Genomic DNA, 18,472 nt, shown 5'->3' with positions numbered 1-18,472 from the left:
CCCGGCGTGATTAATGGCCGACGAACTGAGGTTTACGCTTTTCCATAAACGCGCTCATGCCTTCCTGATAATCCTCGCTGTCGTAAACGGCGCGACGCATTCCCTGAATACGTTCAAACTCATCGGAATTCATGGTGTGCGCTTCGCCAAGCACGCGCAGCTCTTCCTTAATAACCGCGATCGCCAGCGGTGCTTTCTCGGAGATGTGGTGTGCCATCTGCAAGGTAAAATCCTCCAGTTCGTCGGCGTCCACCACGTGATTGAGAATACCGACCGCCAGCGCGCGCTGGGCGGTAATCGGCAGAGCGGTGAAAATCAGCTCTTTCACGATGTGAAAGCCGGCGTCGCGGGTCAGATTGTGAATGCCGACCAGGTTGTAGGGCACGCCGAGATTCACCGGCGTCATAGAGAACGTTGACGTGCTGGCGGCGATGATCAGATCGGAGCTCATGATCATCTCAAACGCGCCGCCCCAGACGCTTCCTTCGACCATGGAGATCACCGGTTTCGGATATTTTTGGATCATGCGGGTGATCTGACGCAGCGGATCGTCATAGGAGAGCGGATCGCGGCGGCCGCTGGGCAGTTCATGGATGTCATGGCCGGCGGAGAAGACTTTTGCGCCCCCGGGCGCGCGTAAAATAACGCAGCGTATTTCCGGCCGGTTGAGATCGCTCAGCGCCTGCATCAGATCGTCGATGAACACCTTGCTTAAGGCGTTGAGCTTGCGGCTATAGTTGAACTCAATGACCGCGACTTTCTGAATAATTTCGACATTAACATATTGATAAGACATAAATATCCTTTTACGCAAAATAATGATTCTGGAGAAATTCGCTAATCTGCCGCAGGCCGGTGCGCGGCGAGAGGCCGTTGTTTTTCACCGCCTGTAGCGTCTGCTGGAAGTAGCTCTCGAAGTCGGTTCGGGCAAACAGCAGGTGCAGCGCCTCGGTTTCGGTCTGCTTTTGCAGCCACTCCAGCGCCTGGCGCTGGCGCAGTTTTTCAAGCTCTCCGCTGTCAGTCAGGGTTGTTTTGAAATCCAGAACGGCGAGCCAGACGGCTTCGATGCCGCGCCGCTCCAGCGCGCTACAGCTCAAAACGCGCGGCTGCCACGCGGCGTGCTTGCGGCGCAGAATATGCAGGGCGGATTCATACATATGCCGGGTGATGGCGACGCTGGCGCGATTCTCGCCATCATCTTTATTGATGACGACAATATCCGCCATCTCCATGATTCCTTTCTTGATGCCCTGCAGATCGTCACCGCCGCCGGCGATCTGCAGCGAGATAAAGCAGTCCACCAGGCGGGAGACTTCGGTTTCCGACTGACCGACGCCGACGGTTTCGACAATCACCACATCGTAGCCCGCCGCTTCGCACAGCAGTATCAGCTCCCGCGCGCGCAGGCTGGTGCCACCGAGATGGCCGCTTGAGGGCACCGGGCGGATAAAGGCCGAATCCGATCGCGCCAGGTCGATCATGCGCGTTTTGTCGCCAAGGATGCACCCGCCGCTGACCGGACTGCTCGGATCGACCGCGATCACCGCAACCCGCAGGCCATGTCGAATCAGCAGCATGCCGAAGGCTTCCAGAAAGGTACTCTTTCCGGCTCCCGGCGTGCCGGTGACGCCAAGGCGCAGGGCGTTGCCGGTGAAAGGCATAATCGCATCCAGCAGTTGGGCGCTCAGCGCCTGGTGGCGTGGATGCTGACTCTCTACCAGCGTCATGGCCTGGGCAAGCGTGGCCCGCTCGCCCAAACGTAATCGCCGAATGGCGTCGGTCAGGGTGGATAGGTTAATCATGATGCTGGCTAATCCTCGTCAGGACGTCACGCACGCTCTCCAGCATCGGCGTGCCGGGGCCGTAAATGGCGGCCACGCCGCGGGCCTGCAGAAAGGCGTAATCCTGCGGCGGGATGACGCCGCCGGCGATGACGCAGATATCTTCCCGCCCCCATTTTTTCAGCGCGGCGACCAGCTCGGGGATCAGGGTTTTGTGGCCTGCCGCCAGCGATGAGGCGCCAACCACGTGCACGTCGTTTTCTATCGCCAGACGAGCAATCTCTTCCGGCGTGGAAAACATCGGGCTCAGGTCAACATCGAAGCCGAGATCGGAATAGGCGCTGGCGATCACTTTGGCGCCGCGATCGTGCCCATCCTGGCCCATTTTGGCGATCAGAATGCGCGGTCGGCGGCCGTTATCCATCAGGAACCGTTCGGTTTGCGCAACAATGGCGTCAAATTCGCAGGCGGCTGTGTCTGACTGATGGTAGCTTTGCGCAATCACGCCTGTGACGCACTGGCTGGGTACCAGATAGCGGTCAAACGCCGCCTCCAGCGCGTCGGAGATTTCCCCCAGGGTGGCGCGAACGCGGGCGGCGTTTATCGCGGCAGCCAGCAGATTTTCATGATGCTGCGCGGCGTGGGTGAGGGCGTTCAGCGCGGCTTTCACCGTCACATCGTCACGCTGAGCGCGAATTTTTTCCAGCGAGGCGATCTGCTCGTTGCGCACCTTGACGTTGTCGATCTCCAGCACCGCTGTGTTATCCTCTTTTTCCAGCTTGTACTTATTAACGCCGACGATGACGCGCTTGCCCTGATCGATCAGCGATTGTTCGCGGGCGGAGGCCTCTTCGATCATCCGTTTCGGCAGTCCGGCTTCGATCGCCTTAGCCATTCCACCCGCCTCGGCGATCTGTTGAATAATGGCCCGCGCCTCCTTGACGATGCGATCGGTCAGCGACTCCACGTAATACGATCCGGCCAGCGGATCCACGGTGCGGCAGATCTCCGACTCCTCCTGAATGATGATCTGCGTATTACGCGCGATGCGGGCGGAAAAGTCGGTCGGCAGGCCGAGCGCCTCGTCAAAGGCGTTGGTGTGCAGCGACTGGGTGCCGCCAAGCGTGGCGCCGAGCGCTTCGATGGTGGTACGGATCACGTTGTTATACGGATCTTGCTCGGTGAGGCTCCAGCCGGAGGTCTGGCAATGGGTGCGCAGGGCTAAGGATTTCGGATTGGTGGCGCCGAAGCCGCTTACCGCTTCGCTCCACAGATAGCGGGCGGCGCGCAGCATCGCAACGTTCATAAACAGATCCATGCCGATGCCGAAGAAAAACGACAGGCGCGGCGCGAAGTCGTCAATTTTCAGCCCGGCGGAGAGCGCGGCCTTGATATATTCGATACCGTCCGCCAGCGTAAAGGCCACCTGCTGCACGCAGTTAGCTCCCGCTTCACCCATGTGGTAGCCGCTGATGCTGATGGTATTAAAGCGCGGCATATTGCCCGAACACCAGGCGATGATGTCGGCGATAATGCGCATTGAGGGTTTTGGCGGGTAAATATAGGTATTCCGGCATAGATACTCTTTCAGAATATCGTTCTGGATTGTCCCGGTGAGCTGTTCCGGCGCAACCCCTTGTTCTTCCGCCGCGACGATATAAAACGCCATCACCGGCAGCACCGCGCCGTTCATGGTCATCGACACGGACATCTTATCCAGCGGGATCCGATCGAACAGAATTTTCATATCTTCGACGGTATCGATCGCCACGCCCGCTTTACCGACGTCGCCCGCCACGCGTGGGTTATCGGAATCATAGCCCCGGTGAGTGGCGAGGTCGAAGGCGACGGAAAGTCCTTTCTGCCCGGCCGCGAGGTTGCGGAGATAGAAGGCGTTGGACTCTTTGGCGGTAGAGAAACCGGCGTACTGGCGGATGGTCCACGGCTGCGCGGTGTACATGGTGGCGCGCGGGCCGCGAACGTAAGGCGGCAGACCGGGCAGGGTGCCGGTCACTTCCAGATTATCAAGATCGGCTTTGGTATACAGCGGCTTAACGGCGATGCCCTCTGCCGTCTGTTTGATCAGGTCGTCGACGGTTTTTTCCCGCCGGCTAAGCTCTTTGTTGGCGAGCGTTTGCCACTCCTGCAACTCAGACATGTTGTGCTCCGTATTCGCAATAAAATGGGGTATTGCGAATACGGTGAGCTTTTTCATCGGCCCTGTCGCCAGCAAAAAACAGCCATCGATGCGTCGTTTTTTGCCGGATAAAATGTTTTATTTTGTGATGTATTTCAAAGATATGAGCAAAGAATGGTGGGTCACGCGGGCCGGAGGGCTCCGGCCTGCTTGCGGGGGTTAATCTTGCCTCAACACCTTGTGGCCGTAATCGATCAGCGCATCGGTCACCCGGCGCATCATGCGGCTTTCCGGCGCAAAACGGTGCCAGTAGAGCATCCGGCGCTGGAATAGGCCCGGCGTGAGGTTGATAAGCTCGCCGCTGTTCAGCTCTCTTTCAATTTGCAGATGCGGGATCATACAGCAGGTCGTTCCCTGGCGGGCCAGCTGCACGAAGGCTTCAGAAGAGTTGACGATATGGCAGGGCACGCTGCCCGGGGGCAAATCGAAGTTCTGCTGCAAAAAAGCCTGATGCATATCATCGAGATGATCGAATGCCACCACCGGTGCTTTCAGCAGCGCCGAGCGGGTCACCCCATTAGGGAAATAGCGTTGGGCAAACTCCTTCGAGGCGACGAATAGGTAGTCGAGGGCGCCGAGCTGATCGACCAGACAGCTTGGCAATGCCTGCGGCTGGATACTGACCGCGCCGACCACTTCGCCGCGGCGCAGGCGTTCCTGGGTCCGGGTCTCGTCTTCCACCTGCAGATTCAGGCGAATCGGGGAGTCCGAAAGCACGCTGGAAAGCGCGGGCAGCAGCCAGGTGGCCAGACTGTCGGCGTTGACCGCCAGCGATAGCAGCAGCGGCGTGGAGCCGGTTTGCTCATCGCCCAGCCACTCCTCTTCCAGCAGCTCAACCTGACGCAGCAGGGCCAGCAGCTTTTGCCCCTGTTCGGTAGGACGCGGCGGTACGGTTCGCACCAGCAGCGGCTGTCCAAACATGTTTTCCAGCTGTTTGATGCGCTGAGAGACGGCGGACTGCGTAATACAAAGCTTCTGCGCGGCGCGCTCAAACCCTCGTTCCCTGATTACTGCGTCCAGCGCCTGTAGTGTTCTGTAGTCCGGTCGTTTCATTGCCCTGGCGTGCCCCCTAATACTTTTCGTTAACTCGCACTATGACATAAATTTGTTTTTGATGAAGATGAAAAATTGGCGACTGCGTTGTGTGATCGCCATCGCAGGGACAATGGCCCCCCTGATGTTCTATAATGCGCCACAGGAATTCACATCTCGGACCATAATCATGACGCAAGATGAACTGAAAAAAGCGGTAGGCTGGGCGGCATTGCAGTATGTACAACCGGGCACTATCGTTGGGGTCGGCACGGGCTCCACGGCGGCGCATTTTATTGATGCGCTGGGTACCATGAAAGGGCAGATTGAAGGAGCGGTTTCCAGCTCTGACGCCTCTACTGAAAAACTGAAAAGCCTCGGTATTACGGTTTTTGATCTGAACAGCGTTGACCGTCTTGGTATTTATGTGGACGGCGCAGATGAAATCAACGGCCACATGCAGATGATTAAGGGCGGCGGCGCCGCGCTGACGCGCGAGAAAATTATCGCCTCGGTCGCCGATAAATTTATCTGCATCGCCGATGCTTCCAAGCAGGTGGATATTTTAGGTAAATTCCCTCTGCCGGTAGAGGTGATTCCGATGGCGCGCAGCGCCGTAGCGCGTCAACTGGTTAAGCTGGGCGGCCGTCCGGAGTATCGTCAGGGCGTCGTGACCGATAACGGTAACGTGATCCTCGATGTGTTTGGTCTGGAAATTCTGGACGCTATTGCGCTGGAAAATACCATTAACGGTATTCCGGGCGTCGTGACCGTCGGCCTGTTTGCGAATCGTGGTGCGGATGTCGCGCTGATTGGTACCGCTGATGGTGTAAAAACTATCACTAAATAGTCTGATCCGAGGGAGCGAATCGCTCCCTCGCAAATATTTTTTCTCCAGGCCTATTTTGGTGACTTCTGTCACATTTATGCGCCTTGTCTCAGTAACAATCTACCTTTCTTTTACTTTCTGGTGTTTTGTCCTGCTATTTCCCGCTGATTGATATTTCTTCAGGATGCCGACGCAAACGTTCATATTGCCGCAATAGTTTTTTTTGATATGTTGCTGAGAAGAACTTTCGTTCCGCACGACATCAGTTAAGACAAAAACAGGACGGGGAAATGGCTAAGGTATCACTGGAAAAAGACAAGATTAAATTTCTGCTGGTTGAAGGTGTGCACCAAAAAGCGGTGGACAGCCTCCGCGCAGCGGGCTACACCAATATCGAATTTCATAAAGGCGCGCTGGATAGCGAAGATCTGAAAGCGTCCATCCGTGATGCCCATTTCATCGGCCTGCGTTCCCGTACTCATCTGACGGAAGAGATCTTCGCGGCGGCGGAGAAGCTGGTTGCGGTCGGTTGCTTCTGTATCGGCACCAACCAGGTTGATTTAAACGCGGCGGCAAAACGCGGTATCCCGGTGTTTAACGCCCCGTTCTCCAATACCCGTTCCGTTGCTGAACTGGTAATCGGCGAGCTGCTGCTTATGCTGCGTGGCGTACCGGCGGCAAACGCTAAAGCGCACCGCGGCGTATGGAACAAGCTGGCGGTCGGCAGCTTTGAAGCGCGTGGCAAAAAGCTGGGTATCATCGGCTATGGTCATATCGGCACGCAGTTGGGTATTCTGGCTGAATCGCTGGGGATGCACGTCTATTTCTATGATATCGAAAGCAAACTGCCATTAGGTAACGCCACCCAGGTTCAGCATCTCTCTGATTTGTTGAACATGAGCGATGTGGTGAGCCTGCACGTGCCGGAAAACGCCTCGACGAAGAATATGATCGGCGCGGAAGAGCTGGCGCTGATGAAGCCCGGCGCGCTGCTGATCAACGCCTCCCGCGGCACCGTGGTGGATATCCCGGCGCTGTGCGATGCGCTTGCGAGCAAGCACCTGGCGGGCGCGGCGATCGACGTATTCCCGACCGAGCCGGCGACCAACAGCGATCCGTTCAACTCTCCGCTCTGTGAGTTCGACAACGTTATCCTGACCCCGCACATTGGCGGCTCCACTCAGGAAGCGCAGGAGAACATCGGTCTGGAAGTGGCGGGCAAGCTGGCGAAATACTCGGATAACGGTTCAACGCTCTCCGCGGTTAACTTCCCGGAAGTGTCTCTGCCGCTGCACGGCGGGCGCCGTCTGCTGCACATCCATGAAAACCGTCCGGGCGTTCTGACCGCGCTTAACCAGATTTTCGCGGCCCAGGGTATTAACATCGCGGCGCAGTATCTGCAGACCACTCCGCAAATGGGCTACGTGGTGATTGATATCGAAGCCGAAGAAGATGTCGCGCAGAGCGCGCTGCAGGCGATGAAGGCTATTCCTGGCACCATCCGCGCCCGTCTGCTGTTCTAACTCCTTTTTTGCCAGCGGGCAGGTCATCGACCTGCCCCTTGTCTCCTGATAGACCCTTCTGCCATTTCCCGTCACCACCCAAACGCTTTGCGAGGCCTGCCGCAAACGGCGATTAAAACCGTCGGAGGTCGTTGTGCCTGAAAGAAAGGGATTTACGATAAAGACTCAGCGTGGGGCTGAAACGGGAAAGCCCCTACCGGGGCAGGGGCTCTAAAAGGAAAGGGACGATGATGAGACTCTTCATCATGCTGCTTATCCTGTTAATCATCGCCTGGCCAGCATATTAACTGAGAGAATGCAGGAGGGAGGTTCGCCTCCCTCACCCTTTACCCAGGAATTTAGGTGAAAAAAACAGCAATGTCAATTGTTCGGGCGTTTTACCAGAGCCAGGTTTTTGACGGCGTGATGACCGCTGGCAGCGGGATATCCCACTGCTCCGTCGGTAGCGCGTCGACCTGCTGGCAATCATGCGCGTAGCCGACCGGCTGCAGGCGATGCCGCCGCCAGTTTTGCAGCGTCCGGTCGTAAAATCCGCCGCCCATACCCAGACGCTGTCCGGCGGCATCAAACGCGACCAGCGGCGTTACCAGTACATCCAGCCGGCTAAGCGGGAGGACATCGCGCACGTCGAGCTTCGGTTCGCGGATTTTCAGACGATTCACCACCAGATCGCTGCTTGGGTGGTAGTGCAGAAACAGAAGATTGCCGGGGCTGAACGGATGAAGCACGGGGAGATACACCCGTTTGCCCGCCCGCCAGAGCTGATCAATCAGCGGCCGCGTATCCAGCTCGCCGTCAAACGAAAGAAATACCGCGACCGTCTGCGCGAGCAGAACCGGCGTATACGCCATCATTCTGTCCGCCGCCTGGAGGGCGAACTGGGTTTGCTGCTCCGGCGTTAGCGCGCGTCGGCGCTGGCGGATCTGCTGACGAATTTGCTGCCTGGTATAGGGGGGATCTGACAGTAGAGTCATACCTGAGTCTCATCGGTAAGCAAACGATACAAACAGGCGTAGTTTAATACACGACGGCAAAAGCCGAAAATTAACTTACGGGGGATGAAACGAAAAAGAAGGGAATCTCCGAGATGCCGCCGCAGGCTGTAACCCTTGAACCCTTGGTTCAAGGTGAATGTGTCGTCACAGTTTTAAGGCTTCTCGGACGGGCCGAGCATGCTCACCAACCGTGGAGCGCCACATTCTTGTGGTATGAAATATCGGCTCAGGGGACTGGCCCGCTTGCAAACATCTCAGAGAAATTTTGTTCTTGCGATTACTCTAACACAGTTAAATGCAAAGTGTTATTCAAACTTCTGCCCGGGTCTTTCGCTTATGCGACCTTGCTCAAGCAATGCTTGTTCGATGGTCTGCTGAAGCATCCGAATACGCTGCTCCATGCTGGCGGCGTAGTCGCGGGTTTTCGCTTTTTCCTGAGTCAACTCATAGCTGATGTTCAACGCGGCGATGAAGACCAGCTGCTCAGTATTTGTGACTCTAGTGCGTTCTTTTAAATCTTGCAACCGCTGATTCAGGTCGTCAGCTGCCTGGTTTAAGGCATCCCTTTGTTCAGGCGGGCAATTCACTCGTAGTGAACGGCCAAAAATTTGGAGATCTACGGGTTGTGCAGACATGCCACCTTCCTGCTGATTGACTGCGCGGCCTTCACGCCCTGGGAGGGTCTGCGAAGGGGCGACACTATAGCTACCCTGGTTTTAAGATACAAGCCCTATTCTGGTTCACCAGGGTCCAAAGTGGTAGCATATCATGAATATTCCTCCCAACGATGACGAATGCGCATGTCTATACAGAACGAAATGCCTGGCTATAACGATGTAGACCAGTTACTGAACCAACAAGGGGTGGGATTAACCCCTGCCGAAATGCACGGTTTGATCAGCGGGATCCTGTGCGGCGGCAACAAAGACAGCAGCTGGCAGCCGTTGGTGCACGATCTGACCAACGAAGGTCTGGCCTTTGGCCATGAGCTGGCGCAGTCGTTGCGTAACATGCATTCCGCCACTAGCGATTCGCTGGAGGACGACGGCTTCTTATTTCAGCTCTACCTGCCGGATGGCGATGCGGTGAGCGTGTTCGATCGCGCTGATGCGCTGGCGGGTTGGGTAAACCATTTCCTGCTTGGACTGGGCGTGACGCAGCCCAAGCTGGATAAAGTGAAAGACGAAACCGGCGAAGCCATCGACGACCTGCGCAATATTGCTCAGCTTGGGTATGATGAAGACGAGGATCAGGAAGAACTCGAAATGTCTCTGGAGGAGATTATCGAATACGTACGCGTTGCCGCGCTACTGTGTCACGACACCTTCTCTCTCCAGAAACCCACCGCGCCGGAAGTGCAAAAGCCGACGCTACATTAATAAATTCATTAAATCGTTCAGGGGGCGTCATGACTCAGCAGGAATTTATCTCTCGTCGCCAGGCTCTACTGGCGCAGATGCAACCGGGCAGCGCAGCGCTCATTTTCGCCGCGCCGGAAGCAGTACGCAGCGCAGATTCGGAATATCCCTACCGGCAGAGCAGCGATTTTTGGTATTTCACCGGCTTTAATGAGCCCGAAGCGCTGCTGGTATTGATTAAAAGCGATGAGACGCACAACCACAGCGTGTTGTTTAACCGCGTGCGCGACCTGACCGCTGAAATCTGGTTTGGCCGTCGCCTTGGGCAGGAAGCTGCCCCCGAGAAGCTGGGCGTCGATCGCGCGCTGGCATTTAGTGAAATCAATCAGCAGCTGTTCCAGCTCCTTAACGGCCTCGACGCTATCTACTTTGCGCAGGGCGAATATGCCTACGCCGACGAAATCGTGTTTAACGCGCTGGAAAAACTACGCAAAGGCGTGCGGCAGAATCTACAGGCGCCGAACTCGGTCATTGACTGGCGGCCGCTGGTGCATGAGATGCGCTTGTTTAAGTCGCCAGAAGAGCTGGCGGTGATGCGCCGCGCAGGCGAGATTTCCGCCCTTGCGCATACCCGTGCGATGGAAAAATGCCGCCCGGGGATGTTTGAATATCATCTGGAAGGCGAGATCCTCCACGAGTTCAACCGTCACGGCGCGCGTTTCCCTTCTTATAACACCATCGTGGGCGGCGGCGAAAATGGCTGCATCCTGCACTACACCGAAAACGAATGCGAGCTGCGCGACGGCGATCTGGTGCTGATTGACGCAGGCTGCGAATACCGCGGCTACGCGGGCGATATCACCCGAACCTTCCCGGTTAACGGCAAGTTCAGCCCGGCGCAGCGCGAGATTTACGACATCGTCCTTGAATCTCTGGAAACCTCGTTGAAGCTCTATCGCCCCGGAACCTCGATCAACGAGGTTAACCAGCAGGTGGTGCGGATTATGATTACCGGCCTGGTGCGCCTGGGGATCCTGAAAGGCGAAATTGATGAGCTGATTGCTAATAACGCCCATCGTCCTTTCTTTATGCATGGCCTGAGCCACTGGCTGGGTCTCGACGTGCATGATGTCGGCAGCTATGACATCGACCGCTCGCGTATTCTCGAACCGGGAATGGTGCTTACCGTTGAGCCTGGGCTGTATATCGCCACGGATGCCGACGTTCCGGCCCAGTACCGCGGCATCGGCATTCGTATTGAAGACGACATCGTCATTACTGAGGACGGCAACGAGAATCTCACCGCCGGGGTAGTGAAAAAGGCTGATGATATTGAGGCGCTGATGGCGGCGGCGCGCCAGCTATGAGCGTCCTGATCGTTGGCGGCGGAATGACCGGCGCGACGCTGGCGTTAGCGATATCTCGCTTAACCGGCGGTACGCTGCCCGTGCATCTGGTTGAAGCATCCGCGCCGGAATCCGCGCAGCATCCGGGTTTTGACGCCCGCGCCATCGCCCTGGCTGCTGGTACCTGCCAGCAGCTGGCGCGCGTGGATATCTGGCAAGAGATAGCCGACTGCGCCACGGCCATTCAGCGCGTGCATGTTAGCGACCGCGGCCATGCGGGGTTTGTCACCCTCGAGGCTGAGGACTATGGGCTGGCGGCGCTGGGTCAGGTGGTTGAGTTGCACGATGTCGGCCAGCGCCTGTTTGCGCAACTGCGCAAAGCGCCGGGCGTGACGCTGCACTGCCCTGCCAGGGTGGAAAATGTCAGCCGCAGCGAAGAGAGCGTGAGCTTGCAGCTGGATAACGGCGAAACGCTCAGCGGTAAGCTGCTGGTCGCCGCCGACGGTTCGCGCTCCACTCTGGGAGCCCGCTGCGGTATCAGCTGGCAGCAACAACCCTATGAACAGCTGGCGATTATCGCCAACGTCAGTACCGCTCAGCCGCATAGCGGGCGCGCGTTTGAACGCTTTACCCCACACGGTCCGCTGGCGATGCTGCCTATGTCGCAGGGCCGCTGCTCGCTGGTGTGGTGCCATCCGCAATCGCGGCATGAAGCGGTTCTGAGCTGGTCTGACGAACGCTTTTGTCACGAGCTTCAGCAGGCGTTTGGCTGGCGTCTTGGCCGGATCGTCCAGGCCGGAAAGCGCAGCGTCTATCCGCTGTCGCTGACCTCGGCTACCCGCACGGTTGCGCATCGTCTGGCATTGGTCGGCAATGCGGCGCAAACGCTGCATCCTATCGCCGGACAGGGGTTTAACCTCGGTCTGCGGGATGTGATGAGCCTGGCGGAAATGCTGGCGCAGGCGCATGCTGACGGAGAGGATCCGGGTAGCTATCCGCTTTTATGTCGCTATCAGGCCCGGCGCGCCGCAGATAAGGCCGCCACCATCGGCGTGACCGACGGGCTGGTGCATCTGTTCGCCAATCGCTGGGCGCCGCTGGTGATGGGGCGCAATCTGGGCCTGATGGCGATGGAATTATTTACCCCGGCGCGCGATGCGCTGGCGCAGCGTACCCTCGGTTGGGTCCCCCGTTAAGGAGTGAAACGTGCAAAGTGTTGATGTCGCTATTGTTGGCGGTGGAATGGTAGGACTGGCCGTTGCCTGCGGTTTACAGGGCAGCGGGCTGCGCGTTGCGGTGCTCGAACAGGCCGCGCCTCAGCCTTTGAGCGAGGATGCGCCGCCGGCGCTGCGGGTGTCGGCGATTAACGCCGCCAGCGAGAAGCTGCTGAACAAACTGGGCGTCTGGCAGGATATTATCGCCCAGCGCGCCAGCTGCTACCACGGTATGGAAGTGTGGGACAAAGACAGTTTTGGCCGCATCAGCTTTGATGACCAGAGCATGGGTTTTAGTCACCTTGGGTATATTATTGAAAACGCCGTGGTTCACCATGCCCTGTGGCAAAAAGCACAGCGCTGTGCAGACGTCACCCTGCTGGCTCCGGCGCAGCTGCAGCAGGTCGCGTGGGGGGAGAACGAGGCCTTTCTTAGCCTGCAGGACGGCAACATGTTAACCGCCCGGCTGGTGGTTGGCGCCGACGGGGCCAATTCGTGGCTGCGCAATAAAGCCGATATTCCGCTGACCTACTGGGATTATCACCATCATGCGCTGGTTGCCACTATTCGCACCGAAGAGCCGCACGAAGCGGTGGCGCGTCAGGCGTTTCACGGTGAAGGGATCCTCGCGTTCCTGCCGCTGAGCGATCCGCACCTTTGCTCTATTGTCTGGTCGCTCTCTCCTGAAGAGGCGGAGCGGATGCGGGCGGCGGACGATGCCGCTTTCAATCAGGCGCTGAATATTGCCTTCGATAACCGCCTCGGCTTATGCGCCGTGGAGAGCGAGCGCCAGGTCTTCCCGCTCACCGGCCGCTATGCGCGTCAGTTTGCCGCCCATCGTCTGGCGCTGGTCGGCGATGCCGCCCATACCATTCATCCGCTGGCGGGGCAGGGCGTTAATCTTGGCTTTATGGATGCCGCCGAGCTGATCGACGAACTGAAGCGCCTGCACGCGCAGGGCAAGGACATCGGCCAGCATCTGTATCTGCGTCGCTATGAACGCAGCCGCAAGCATAGCGCCGCGGTGATGCTGGCGGGGATGCAGGGTTTTCGCGACATGTTCTCCGGCAGCCATCCTGCGAAAAAGCTGCTGCGGGATATCGGCCTTAAGCTGGCGGATACATTGCCCGGCGTGAAGCCGCAGCTTATTCGTCAGGCGATGGGGCTCCACGACCTGCCTGCCTGGTTACGTTAAGTACATCACACTTCTCTCACCCGGCCTCGCGCCGGGTTTTCTCCTCTCATTTGAAATAATCTAATTTCACCTCGTTTTTCGCATTAGTTTTATTAATGTTACCTTTTTTTGTTATAGAAATTAGGCTCATCATTTCGCAGAAAATATCATCATGCGCTGCTTTTTCACTTTATTAGTTTAATTTTATGCGGTTTAACCCGCTTTATTGCAGCCGAAAACTCTGTAGTCTCTTTAGCTGATTTTAGTCATAAGCTAATGTGATGTCCTGACCAGGCTTATGGTTTAGTGTGGATATCGGTGGTAAGTTCAGGCCAAAGAGAACGTTTGCGTCAGCGTCCGTTAGCGATGCCGGCGGCGTTTTTCGCGGCGCAAAAACGCCAGAAATAGTGGCTGGTTCCGTTTTATTCGATGAGGAAAAGATGGCTCAACAGACTCCGTTGTTTGAACAACACACGCTATGCGGCGCGCGCATGGTGGATTTCCATGGCTGGATGATGCCGCTGCATTACGGATCCCAGATTGATGAGCATCATGCGGTGCGCGGCGATGCCGGAATGTTCGATGTGTCGCACATGACCATTGTCGATTTCCACGGCAGCCGAATCCGCGAGTTTCTGCGCTATTTGCTGGCTAACGACGTAGCGAAGCTCACCGTGCCAGGTAAAGCGCTCTATAGCGGCATGCTGACCGCCTCCGGCGGCGTCATTGATGACCTGATTGTTTATTTCCTTTCTGAAGACTATTTCCGCCTCGTTGTTAACTCCGCCACCCGTGAAAAAGATCTCGCCTGGATCACCGAGCAGTCTGAATCTTATGGTCTTGAGATAACCGTGCGCGACGATCTTTCCCTGATCGCAGTCCAGGGGCCTAGGGCGAAAGAGAAAGCGGCGACGCTGTTTACCGATGCGCAGCGTCAGGCCGTGGAAGGCATGAAGCCGTTCTTTGGCGTGCAGGCTGGCGATCTGTTTATTGCGACCACCGGTTATACCGGCGAAGCGGGCTATGAAATCGCGCTGCCGAACGAGCAGGCGGTAGATTTCTGGCGCGGCCTGCTCGATGCGGGCGTTAAGCCATGCGGCCTCGGCGCGCGTGATACGCTGCGCCTGGAAGCGGGCATGAATCTTTACGGCCAGGAGATGGACGAAGGCGTCTCTCCGCTGGCGGCTAATATGGGCTGGACCATTGCCTGGGAACCGGCTGACCGTGATTTTATCGGGCGTGAAGCGCTGGAAATGCAGCGTGAAAAAGGCACCGAGCAACTGGTGGGCCTGGTGATGACCGAGAAAGGCGTTCTGCGCGGCGGCCTGCCGGTGCGCTTTAGCGATGCCGACGGCAATCAGAAAGAAGGCATTATCACCAGCGGCACCTTCTCCCCGACGCTGGGCTACAGTATTGCGTTAGCGCGCGTACCGGAAGGCATCGGTGAAACCGCCGTAGTGCAGATTCGCAACCGCGAAATGCCGGTCAAAGTGACTAAACCTGTTTTTGTACGCAACGGCAAAGCCGTGGTGTGATTTCCCTTTTGGAGATGAATTGATGAGCAACGTACCAGCAGAACTGAAATACAGCAAAGAACATGAATGGCTGCGTAAAGAAGCGGACGGCACTTATACCGTTGGTATCACCGAGCACGCGCAAGAGCTGCTTGGCGATATGGTTTTCGTAGACCTGCCGGAAGTGGGCGCCGTCGTTGAAGCGGGCGCAGACTGCGCGGTTGCCGAATCCGTCAAAGCGGCTTCCGATATCTACGCGCCGATCAGCGGCGAAATCGTTGCCGTCAATGACGAGCTGAACGACTCCCCTGAGCTGGTCAACAGCGAGCCGTACGCCGGCGGCTGGATCTTTAAAATCAAAGCCAGCGACGAAGCTCAGGTTGCCGCGCTGCTGGATGCGACCGCATACGAAGCTCTGTTAGAAGACGAATAAATACGCTTCATCCTTCACGCTGCAGGGGCGTTGGCTTCCTGCTACGCCAATGATTTTGCGTATTCTGGCCCGGTAAGCATCAGTGCTCGCCGGGCAAACCAGTCAGACAATCACGATTCACCGCACGTTCAGGAACCATCGCTCATGACCCAGACTTTAGGCCAGCTTGAAAACCGTGACGCCTTTATTGAACGTCACATCGGCCCGGACGCCTTGCAGCAGCAGGAGATGCTGAAAACCGTTGGCGCCGATTCGCTTAACGCCCTGATTGGCCAGATTGTGCCGCAGGATATCCAGCTGGCGACGCCGCCGCAGGTGGGCGAGGCAACCACGGAATTCGCCGCGCTGGCGGAACTCAAGGCGATTGCCGGTCGTAACAAGCGCTTCAAGTCGTACATTGGCATGGGCTACACCGCCGTGCAGCTGCCGCCGGTGATTCAGCGCAACATGCTGGAAAACCCGGGCTGGTATACCGCCTATACGCCTTATCAGCCGGAGGTTTCTCAGGGCCGTCTGGAATCGCTGCTGAACTTCCAGCAGGTGACCCTCGACCTGACCGGTCTCGATATCGCCTCGGCCTCGCTGCTGGACGAAGCCACCGCCGCCGCGGAGGCGATGGCGATGGCCAAACGCGTAAGCAAACTGAAAAACGCCAACCGTTTCTTCGTCGCCGCCGACGTTCACCCGCAGACTCTGGACGTGGTGCGCACCCGCGCGGAGACCTTCGGTTTCGATGTGATTGTCGATGATGCGGAAAAAGCGCTCGACCATCAGGACGTCTTCGGCGTACTGCTGCAGCAGGTGGGCACCACCGGCGAGGTTCACGATTACAGCAAACTGATTGCTGACCTGAAAGCGCGCAAAGTGATTGTCAGCGTCGCCGCCGATTTTATGGCGCTGGTTCTGCTGACCGCCCCGGGCAAGCAGGGCGCGGACATCGTTTTTGGCTCCGCCCAGCGCTTCGGCGTACCGATGGGCTACGGCGGCCCGCACGCGGCTTTCTTTGCCGCCAAAGATGAATTTAAACGCTCCATGCCGGGCCGTATTATCGGCGTATCGAAAGATGCGGCGGGCAATACCGCGCTGCGCATGGCGATGCAGACGCGCGAGCAGCATATTCGCCGCGAGAAAGCGAACTCCAATATCTGTACTTCTCAGGTGCTGCTGGCCAACATTGCCAGCCTGTACGCGGTATTCCACGGTCCGGCTGGCCTGAAGCGTATCGCCAGCCGTATTCACCGTCTGACCGATATTCTGGCCGATGGTCTGCAGAAAAAAGGCCTTAAGCTCCGCCATGCGCACTACTTCGATACCCTGTGCGTTGAGGTTGCCGATAAAGCCGCTGTGCTGGCGCGGGCGGAAGCGCTGCGCATTAACCTGCGCAGCGATATTCATCATGCCGTCGGGATCACCCTTGACGAAACCACCACGCGTGAAGACGTCCTGAATCTGTTCCGCGCCATCATTGGCGACGATCATGGCCTGGACATCGATACCCTGGATAAAGACGTGGCCCTCGATAGCCGCTCGATCCCCGCCAGCATGCTGCGCGACGATGCGATCCTTACTCATCTGGTGTTTAACCGCTACCACAGCGAAACCGAGATGATGCGCTATATGCATGCGCTGGAGCGTAAGGATCTGGCGCTCAACCAGGCGATGATCCCGCTGGGCTCCTGCACCATGAAGCTGAATGCCGCCGCCGAGATGATCCCTATCACCTGGCCGGAATTCGCCGAACTGCATCCGTTCTGCCCGGTCGATCAGGCTGAAGGCTATCATCAGATGATCGCTCAGCTCTCCGACTGGCTGGTTAAGCTGACCGGCTATGATGCGGTCTGCATGCAGCCGAACTCCGGCGCGCAGGGCGAATACGCGGGCCTGCTGGCAATTCGTCATTACCACGAAAGCCGCAACGAGGGGCATCGCGATATCTGCCTGATCCCAAGCTCTGCGCACGGCACCAATCCGGCTTCCGCGCAGATGGCGGGAATGCAGGTGGTAGTGGTGGCCTGCGATAAAAACGGCAATATCGATCTGGCGGATCTGCGGGCGAAAGCCGAGCAGCATGCGGCGAACCTCTCCTGCATCATGGTGACCTATCCGTCCACCCACGGCGTTTACGAAGAGACCATTCGCGAAGTGTGCGAAGTGGTGCATCAGTTTGGCGGCCAGGTTTATCTCGATGGCGCGAACATGAACGCCCAGGTTGGCATTACCTCTCCGGGCTTTATCGGCGCGGACGTCTCGCACCTCAACCTGCATAAAACCTTCTGCATTCCGCACGGCGGCGGCGGCCCGGGTATGGGGCCGATCGGCGTGAAATCGCACCTCGCGCCGTTTGTACCGGGCCACAGCGTGGTGCAAATTGAAGGCATGCTGACCCGCCAGGGAGCGGTTTCTGCCGCGCCGTTCGGCAGCGCCTCCATTCTGCCGATTAGCTGGATGTATATCCGTATGATGGGCGCAGAAGGGCTGAAACAGGCGAGCCAGATGGCGATTCTGAACGCCAACTACATCGCTACACGGCTGAAAGACGCGTTCCCGGTGCTGTATACCGGCCGCGACGGTCGCGTGGCGCACGAATGCATTCTGGATATTCGTCCGCTGAAAGAAGAGACCGGCATCAGCGAGCTGGATATCGCTAAGCGACTGATTGATTTTGGTTTCCATGCACCAACCATGTCCTTCCCGGTTGCCGGTACGCTGATGGTTGAACCGACCGAATCGGAAAGCAAAGTGGAGCTGGACCGCTTTATCGATGCGATGCTGGCGATTCGCGGCGAGATCGACCGCGTGAAAGCCGGCGAGTGGCCGCTGGAGGATAACCCGCTGGTGAACGCGCCGCATACCCAGGGTGAACTGGTGAGCGAGTGGAACCATCCGTACGCCCGCGAACTGGCGGTCTTCCCGGCAGGGCTGAACAACAAATACTGGCCGACCGTTAAGCGTCTGGACGATGTTTACGGCGACCGTAACCTGTTCTGCTCCTGCGTACCGATGAGCGAATACCAGTAATCTGCTGATGAGACTATCTTTTAAAGGCGCTGCGGCGCCTTTATTTTTTGGGAGAATG

The 18,472-nt window shown here is 57.6% G+C and carries 15 protein-coding genes and 1 other RNA gene; 9 read left to right on the top strand and 7 right to left on the bottom strand.

The features are described from left to right. Positions 1-10 precede the first annotated feature (10 nt). The 4 genes from scpB to argP form a co-directional block, all read right to left on the bottom strand. The gene (gene scpB / locus KCG39_RS14315; protein ID WP_004125013.1) at positions 11-796 is read right to left on the bottom strand and encodes a methylmalonyl-CoA decarboxylase; all 786 of its coding nucleotides are present in this window, start codon (positions 794-796) and stop codon (positions 11-13) included. A 10-nt stretch (positions 797-806) separates the two neighbouring features. Then, complete coding sequence (gene meaB / locus KCG39_RS14310) at positions 807-1,802, bottom strand: methylmalonyl Co-A mutase-associated GTPase MeaB (RefSeq protein ID WP_142445240.1); 996 nt, start codon at positions 1,800-1,802, stop codon at positions 807-809. After that, a complete protein-coding gene (gene scpA / locus KCG39_RS14305; protein ID WP_142445239.1) occupies positions 1,795-3,939 on the bottom strand; it encodes a methylmalonyl-CoA mutase in 2,145 nt (714 codons plus the stop codon). The genes meaB and scpA overlap by 8 nt, the downstream gene beginning before the upstream one ends. A gap of 198 nt (positions 3,940-4,137) precedes the next feature. Continuing rightward, positions 4,138-5,031, bottom strand: coding sequence for a DNA-binding transcriptional regulator ArgP (argP, locus tag KCG39_RS14300; protein WP_004105608.1), 894 nt, complete (start codon positions 5,029-5,031; stop codon positions 4,138-4,140). Between the two features lie 169 nt (positions 5,032-5,200). Here argP and rpiA point away from each other — a divergent pair, with 169 nt between their 5' ends. Continuing rightward, positions 5,201-5,860, top strand: a complete 660-nt coding sequence (gene rpiA / locus KCG39_RS14295) for a ribose-5-phosphate isomerase RpiA (protein ID WP_004125006.1) — start codon at positions 5,201-5,203, stop codon at positions 5,858-5,860. A 269-nt stretch (positions 5,861-6,129) separates the two neighbouring features. Next, positions 6,130-7,362, top strand: a complete 1,233-nt coding sequence (serA, locus tag KCG39_RS14290; RefSeq protein ID WP_004125005.1) for a phosphoglycerate dehydrogenase — start codon at positions 6,130-6,132, stop codon at positions 7,360-7,362. A 377-nt stretch (positions 7,363-7,739) separates the two neighbouring features. Here the strand turns inward: serA and KCG39_RS14285 are convergent, their stop codons facing one another. The 3 genes from KCG39_RS14285 to zapA all read right to left on the bottom strand — a co-directional run bounded on the left by KCG39_RS14285 (position 7,740) and on the right by zapA (position 8,992). Continuing rightward, entirely contained in the window at positions 7,740-8,336 is a 597-nt protein-coding gene (locus KCG39_RS14285) for a 5-formyltetrahydrofolate cyclo-ligase (protein WP_049114439.1), read from the bottom strand. 101 nt (positions 8,337-8,437) lie between these two features. Beyond that, a non-coding RNA gene (gene ssrS / locus KCG39_RS14280) (6S RNA) lies at positions 8,438-8,621 on the bottom strand. Positions 8,622-8,662: 41 nt separating this feature from the next. Beyond that, on the bottom strand, positions 8,663-8,992 hold the full coding sequence (zapA, locus tag KCG39_RS14275; protein ID WP_004105598.1) for a cell division protein ZapA: 330 nt from the start codon (positions 8,990-8,992) through the stop codon (positions 8,663-8,665). A 165-nt stretch (positions 8,993-9,157) separates the two neighbouring features. Between zapA and KCG39_RS14270 the strand changes: the two genes are divergently transcribed. The 7 genes from KCG39_RS14270 (at position 9,158) to gcvP (ending at position 18,414) form a co-directional block, all read left to right on the top strand. Next, the gene (locus tag KCG39_RS14270; protein WP_087828548.1) at positions 9,158-9,736 is read left to right on the top strand and encodes a YecA/YgfB family protein; all 579 of its coding nucleotides are present in this window, start codon (positions 9,158-9,160) and stop codon (positions 9,734-9,736) included. Between the two features lie 29 nt (positions 9,737-9,765). Beyond that, entirely contained in the window at positions 9,766-11,082 is a 1,317-nt protein-coding gene (gene pepP / locus KCG39_RS14265; RefSeq protein ID WP_134897563.1) for a Xaa-Pro aminopeptidase, read from the top strand. Continuing rightward, on the top strand, positions 11,079-12,257 hold the full coding sequence (gene ubiH / locus KCG39_RS14260; protein ID WP_142468408.1) for a 2-octaprenyl-6-methoxyphenyl hydroxylase: 1,179 nt from the start codon (positions 11,079-11,081) through the stop codon (positions 12,255-12,257). Before pepP ends, ubiH begins: the two co-directional genes overlap by 4 nt. A gap of 10 nt (positions 12,258-12,267) precedes the next feature. Further along, positions 12,268-13,470, top strand: a complete 1,203-nt coding sequence (gene ubiI, locus KCG39_RS14255; protein WP_087828532.1) for an FAD-dependent 2-octaprenylphenol hydroxylase — start codon at positions 12,268-12,270, stop codon at positions 13,468-13,470. Between the two features lie 419 nt (positions 13,471-13,889). After that, complete coding sequence (gene gcvT, locus KCG39_RS14250; protein ID WP_049114444.1) at positions 13,890-14,984, top strand: glycine cleavage system aminomethyltransferase GcvT; 1,095 nt, start codon at positions 13,890-13,892, stop codon at positions 14,982-14,984. A gap of 22 nt (positions 14,985-15,006) precedes the next feature. Further along, the gene (gene gcvH, locus KCG39_RS14245) at positions 15,007-15,396 is read left to right on the top strand and encodes a glycine cleavage system protein GcvH (RefSeq protein WP_049114442.1); all 390 of its coding nucleotides are present in this window, start codon (positions 15,007-15,009) and stop codon (positions 15,394-15,396) included. Positions 15,397-15,540: 144 nt separating this feature from the next. Further along, complete coding sequence (gene gcvP, locus KCG39_RS14240; RefSeq protein ID WP_142468410.1) at positions 15,541-18,414, top strand: aminomethyl-transferring glycine dehydrogenase; 2,874 nt, start codon at positions 15,541-15,543, stop codon at positions 18,412-18,414. The last annotated feature ends 58 nt before the right edge of the window (positions 18,415-18,472 follow it).

Source organism: Klebsiella pasteurii, from assembly GCF_018139045.1.
In the GTDB taxonomy this organism is placed as follows: Bacteria; Pseudomonadota; Gammaproteobacteria; order Enterobacterales; family Enterobacteriaceae; genus Klebsiella; species Klebsiella grimontii.
The sequence above is the reverse complement of the archived record's forward strand: the minus strand, read 5'-3'. Positions and strand labels throughout refer to the sequence as shown.